General features: G+C 48.6%; 7 protein-coding genes. 6 read left to right on the forward strand and 1 reads right to left on the reverse strand.

Features of this window, described 5'->3' with window-relative positions:
• The 5 genes from Tam10B_RS12265 to Tam10B_RS12285 all read left to right on the forward strand — a co-directional run.
• Nucleotides 1-393 (forward strand): sugar nucleotide-binding protein (locus Tam10B_RS12265; protein WP_143248655.1); only part of this gene is annotated, 393 nt, incomplete at its 5' end.
• A gap of 44 nt (nucleotides 394-437) precedes the next feature.
• Nucleotides 438-1,346, forward strand: coding sequence for a glucose-1-phosphate thymidylyltransferase RfbA (gene rfbA, locus Tam10B_RS12270; protein ID WP_093961526.1), 909 nt, complete (start codon nucleotides 438-440; stop codon nucleotides 1,344-1,346).
• Nucleotides 1,347-1,494: 148 nt separating this feature from the next.
• Nucleotides 1,495-2,106, forward strand: a complete 612-nt coding sequence (gene dcd, locus Tam10B_RS12275; RefSeq protein WP_158214218.1) for a dCTP deaminase — start codon at nucleotides 1,495-1,497, stop codon at nucleotides 2,104-2,106.
• Between the two features lies 1 nt (nucleotide 2,107).
• Nucleotides 2,108-2,548, forward strand: coding sequence for a hypothetical protein (locus Tam10B_RS12280; RefSeq protein ID WP_093961528.1), 441 nt, complete (start codon nucleotides 2,108-2,110; stop codon nucleotides 2,546-2,548).
• Between the two features lie 8 nt (nucleotides 2,549-2,556).
• On the forward strand, nucleotides 2,557-2,802 hold the full coding sequence (locus Tam10B_RS12285) for a DUF1653 domain-containing protein (RefSeq protein WP_093961529.1): 246 nt from the start codon (nucleotides 2,557-2,559) through the stop codon (nucleotides 2,800-2,802).
• Nucleotides 2,803-2,933: 131 nt separating this feature from the next.
• Here Tam10B_RS12285 and Tam10B_RS12290 read toward each other — a convergent pair whose 3' ends face one another.
• Entirely contained in the window at nucleotides 2,934-3,458 is a 525-nt protein-coding gene (locus tag Tam10B_RS12290) for a helix-turn-helix domain-containing protein (protein WP_093961530.1), read from the reverse strand.
• Between the two features lie 473 nt (nucleotides 3,459-3,931).
• On the opposite strand from Tam10B_RS12290, the gene Tam10B_RS12295 reads away from it, so the two are divergent.
• Nucleotides 3,932-4,192, forward strand: coding sequence for a hypothetical protein (locus Tam10B_RS12295; protein WP_093961531.1), 261 nt, complete (start codon nucleotides 3,932-3,934; stop codon nucleotides 4,190-4,192).
• The last annotated feature ends 160 nt before the right edge of the window (nucleotides 4,193-4,352 follow it).

Below are 4,352 nucleotides of genomic sequence, written 5' to 3' on the forward strand. Positions count from 1 at the left end.
GTTGCGGATCCGGCCGATCAGCTCAATCGGGTGACGGTGGTGAATGACCAGTTCGGTCGTCTTACGTTTACGACCGACATGGCCGAAGCGATTTTCCACCTGCTCGATTCCCACGCGCCGTACGGCACGTACAACCTCACCGGTTCCGGTGCAGTCAAGTCCTGGGCAGAGATCGCGGCAACCGTATTCGAGCAGACCAACGGCAATGGCGACAAGGTCAAGCCCATCAGCACCGATGAGTATTTCGCCAATGCCAAGAGCCCGGTCAGCCCGCGACCGACCCATAGCGCCCTTGACCTGTCCAAGATCGGTAAGGCTGGCTACATGCCCGCGGACTGGGAGAAAACCCTCAAGTCGTACGTGTCCAACGAGCTCAACAAGGAATCCAAGTAATTCCCGAACCCATACGGGATGAAAATCCTAGGAAAGGAACAACCATGAAGGGCATTATTCTCGCCGGAGGTTCGGGTACACGACTGTATCCGTTGACCACAGTGACGTCAAAGCAGCTGCTGCCGGTGTACGACAAGCCGATGATCTACTATCCGCTGAGCGTGCTGATGATGGCGGGAATTCGCGACATTCTCGTGATTTCCACACCGAAGGATCTACCGAACTTCGAGCGTCTGCTGGGCGATGGTTCGCGCTACGGCGTGCATCTGTCGTACAAGGTGCAGCCGTCGCCGGATGGTCTGGCTCAGGCGTTCATCCTCGGTGAGGAATTCATCGGTGGTGAGCCGTGTGCACTGGTGTTGGGTGACAATATCTTCTACGGAAACGGTCTGGGTCGCACGCTGCGTGGAGCCGTGCGTGACGCCGAAGCCGGCAAGGGCTCCACGGTATTCGGTTACTACGTGGACGACCCTGAACGTTATGGTGTGGTCGAGTTCGACAAGGATCGCAAGGCCATCTCCATCGAAGAGAAACCCGAGCATCCGGCGAGCAACTATGCGGTGACTGGCCTGTACTTCTACGACAACCGTGTGACGGAGTTCGCCAAGCAGGTCAAGCCGTCGCCGCGTGGCGAGCTTGAAATCACTGATCTTAACAAGATGTATCTGGAAGACGGCACCTTGCATGTGCGTACACTCGGCCGTGGCTACGCTTGGCTGGACACCGGTACCATGGATTCGCTGTACGAAGCCGGTGAGTTCGTGCGTACAATCCAGCGCGCGCAGACCCTGCCGATCGCAGTGGTGGAGGAGATTGCCTTCCAGAACGGCTGGATTGACGAGGCCATGCTCATGGAATCCGCCGAAAAGTACGGCAAGAGCCCGTATGGCCAGCACCTCAAAGATGTGGCTGAAGGCCGTATCGCTCTCAAGCGATACGACGGCGAAGACTGACATTAAGAGATAGCTTGGCTGCTAGGAAATGCACAACTTGGCTTTCCTAGCAGCTTATTTCGTTCATAGAAGCGTAGAGACGTTCGCAGTTCAGGAAAAATGACTATTATAAGCTGTTGTAGTAACGGCAATGACTGCGAGGAACAACATGGTGCTATCTGACGTGGAGATTCGTCATCTCGTAAAAGAGAACGAGAAGCTCATTTCTCCGTTCGATGAAAGCAAGCTCAGCGCTGCCTCGTATGATGTTTCAATCGGTTCCGCAGTTTATGAAATCGCCGCTGCTCCCAACATTATCATGTTGAATGATCAGTCTTCCATCGATGGACGATACATCAAGACGGATATTTCCGAAGGTTTCATACTCAAGCCAGGACAGTATGTGCTATGCCCTCTTGCAGAGCACATATCGCTTCCAGACAACATGATTGCTCGCGTCATGCCTCGTACTCGGTATACCCGAATGGGGTTACTACTCGCTCCCCAATACTGCAATCCCAGTTATTCTGGAACACTGAGCCTAGGTTTGAGCAATGCCTCGCCTAATAATGTGGTACTCGTTCCTGGCCTTTCTATCGGTCAGCTAATCTTTGAACGACTTGAGCAACAGCCAAGCGAAGCCAAACTATACCGTAATCAGCCTGATTCGTTCTATCAGGATGAATCAGATTTCATCGGCGCCAAATTTGGGAGCGAGCTCTCCGACGAGGCCGACAAGGTATACAAGGCCATGTTAGATCGCTTATCCGGAAAGAACTAACATGAGCACAACGCTTGACAATCTCATAGATAATTTTGCTCAAAGTAATTTCAGGAACTCTGCATCAGCAGAAAGCATCTATGCCGCTCAGAAAAAACTTGAGCAAGATATAGTAGCCGAGATCTGCGAAGAGCAAAGCCAGAGAATCGCCAATCGCGCCAAACAGCTGGAGCAGCAGGAACACGCGAGGAATCAATTCAAAGAGCTAAGAGCCGTATACATACAATGCGTGTTTCTCGCTCTATTGATAGGACTACTCGGAAGTCACTGTTATGATCTCCTAAAATATTGGTTCTATTCCTCCACCACGCCAGATGTCGATATGACTAAATTCACAATTGGTTTGATAGTTACCTTAGTCATTTGTTTGGGAGTATGTCTATGGATGTTTGTCTCTCAAATCATGAAGGTCTATGAAATGTTTATTGCAAAGAAGGATTGAGCTTATATATGGATTCTACAATTGTAGTATGCGGCGCTACATACAAACATTTCAAGGGACAGCTATATCGCGTAATCACTCTTGCCGAGCATACGGAAACGCGCGAAATGTTCGTCATATATGAAGCACTGTATGGCGATCACAAGATATATGCAAGACCATTATCTATGTTCACTAGTGATGTCGATCATGAAAAGTATCCCGATGTCAAGCAAAAGAAACGCTTCGAGCTAGTTGATAGCACGGATCGATAGAACTTTTAAAGTACTCTTCTGAGTTCAACATGTTAAAACCATGTGTTTCTATTCGACCTGTGCATCCGCTCACTCACCAGTGAATACATAATGAAGAGTCGAGTGCTCTTAAAGAGAGAACTGACAAACCGCTATGACAGCAAGGGGTTGTCGAGCGTTACCCGTGAATCTTCATCAGCGGCGAGACTGTCTAACGTCTGCAGATTCTCGAGGTAACGCGCCTCCACATATTTTTGCAAATCGGCCAGCAAAACACGACGATGACGACCTACCTTCTCAAACGGAATCTTCCCCTGCTCTAGCAGTTTCACCAGAGTGGGACGAGATACGCCCAGAAAGTTCGCAACATCCTGCGCAGTAAGACTCGTGTCATACGGGGCAACAAACACGGCCCTACCGCGTGATAGCTGGTCAGCAACCTTCAGCAAAACGTCCGCAAGTTCCGCGGTGAGTGGACGGTCCGGCTCTTCTGGCACCTTGAGCATAGCCACAGGAAAATCTTGCTGCGAAGCTAGATCATCGAACCTGCGATCAACGGTTCGCTGAGAATCCTCCGACAGACTGGCCAACGCTTCTTTGATGTCAATAAGCTGCCTACGGTCTTTCGCGTTAGGCAGATATGTTGCGGAATCCTTGGAAATGCTACGCGTTCCCATAAGTATCCCTCCTTTGTCTTAGGTATCCAACGATGGATGTGTAGACATCTTTTAGCATGGCACATAAACAAAATATTCACAGCATCTTACACTGAACGAGACCAGTCTTTACAGGGCAATAATGCACTATTTGCACCGAGCAGTCGCACTAGTCCCACTCCTCCTCTAATTTCGGAATCATCAACCACGGTAGCGGCCAAACACAAGCATGAGCAAAATTCCTGAGAGCCTCACGTACGCAGAAACGAAAAAATATCCCATCTTGCTTCGGTCTCCTAGCGAACACCCGCAAGCATTCATCAACAAAGTAAAATCTTGATTTACCGAAGCTATAAAACTGATATTTTACAGAAGAGAACGGGAAATATGCTAGTAAAGATCAGATCTGCACAAAACACTCCCTAACTGGACATGCAGCAAATCTATTACTAGAGTGCAAAATCCCGCCATGTGCGCGATCGTACAAGGAGGCCATGATGGCAAAAACCAAAAAGGAGCATCGTGAAAGTATAGAAGAGCCACCTTCCCAAAAGAAACGAAAAAAGAGAAAGGAGCGTCATGAAAACATAGAGGATCCGCCTTTACACCGGAAACGAAAAGGGAAAGTTGTTACAGTGATCACTGTGATCTCTCTATTCTTTCCGGCCGTCACCATCGACGGTGAAAATGCTTCGCCTGTCAATATCGAGATCGACAGAATTAATATTCTGTCAGGCAATAGTATAAATACATAATCAAGGAGATCATCAATTGCCCAAATAACAATAGTCAGTATGCACATAGCGGGATGGGGCCAACATCAAAGACGTTGGCCCCATACTTTATTATTAAGAATCTCTTCTTTAATCAACTAAATATTTTATTTTGATATAGTAACACTATTGCAGATAAGTC

It is taken from the genome of Bifidobacterium vansinderenii (genome assembly GCF_002234915.1).
In the GTDB taxonomy this organism is placed as follows: Bacteria; Actinomycetota; Actinomycetes; order Actinomycetales; family Bifidobacteriaceae; genus Galliscardovia; species Galliscardovia vansinderenii.